This window comes from Seonamhaeicola aphaedonensis (assembly GCF_003386195.1).
GTDB classification, from domain to species: Bacteria; Bacteroidota; Bacteroidia; order Flavobacteriales; family Flavobacteriaceae; genus Seonamhaeicola; species Seonamhaeicola aphaedonensis.
This window is the reverse complement of sequence record NZ_QRDX01000002.1, coordinates 84,857-86,077: the sequence shown is the minus strand read 5'-3', so window position 1 is coordinate 86,077 and position 1,221 is coordinate 84,857. Positions and strand designations below refer to the sequence as shown.

Annotated in this window: 1 pseudogene; it reads left to right on the top strand. The window is 37.7% G+C overall.

The features are described 5' to 3' along the window. Positions 1-1,221: pseudogene (locus DFQ02_RS15120) on the top strand (gliding motility-associated C-terminal domain-containing protein); the annotation flags it as partial.

Below are 1,221 nucleotides of genomic sequence, written 5' to 3'. Positions count from 1 at the left end.
TTAGGTACGACTACCATTACTTGGACGTTTACAGATACTGCTGGTAATGATACTGTATGTACACAAGATGTCGTGGTTACTGATAACCAAGCACCTTTTATTACTTGTCCAGGCAACCTAACAGCAATGTGTGATATTTCAGAACAACCTGCTTATACTACCTATGCAGAATTTACAAATGCAGGAGGAAGCGCCAATGATAACTGTAGTATTAATGAAGCTAGCTTTACATTAATAAGTGAAGTTAGTGATAACTTAAGCTGTCCTGAAACGGTAACCAGAACATATCAGATTGCTGATATGGCTGGAAATACCACAACATGTACACAAAATATTGTAATTCACGATGAAATTAATCCAACAATTACAAATCAGGCAAGCCCAATAGAGGTACAATGTGATATTAATCAGCAAGGGGACCCTATAGGTGATTGGTTAGCCAACCATGGCGGTGCTACAGCGACTGATAATTGTACAAATGCCAATGATATTGTTTGGACTCATGATTATGGTCAGGGAGATGATTCCGTTAAATGTGATGGAAATGGTATTTTGGTAACCTTTACTGCTACAGATGCTTGTGGAAATTCAAGTTCTACTTCGGCTACTTACTTAATAAAAGATATTATAAATCCAACAATAACTAAGGTTGCTTCAGACCAAACAGTGCAATGTGACGGTACAGGTAATCTAAGTGAATTCAATGCTTGGTTATCTTCTAATGCCGGTGCCGAGGCTTCCGATGATTGTTCTGCGATTACATGGAGTAATAACTTTACTAGTATGAGCGATGAGTGTGGTATGACTGGTAGCGTAATTGTCACATTTAGAGCAACAGATGGTTGTTTAAACTATTCAGAAACTACTGCTAAATTTACAATTGAAGATACCATTGCTCCAGAATTTACAGTACCTGCTGATATAGAAATATTCACAGATGCAGATTGTAACTATGACGCTTCCCCGAATATTACGGGAGATGTAACTGATGAAACTGAGCAATGTTCACCAAATATCGAAGCTACTTATGAAGATTCCATTGCAGATGGTTCTTGTGAAGGTACATTAGTAATTACTAGAACTTGGACATTAACTGATGATTGTGACAACTCAACTGTTAAAGTTCAAACCATAACCATCTCTGATAATATCGCACCGACATTTACGGCGCCTGCGAGTATAGAAATATTCACAGATGCTGATTGTAACTATGATGTGTCA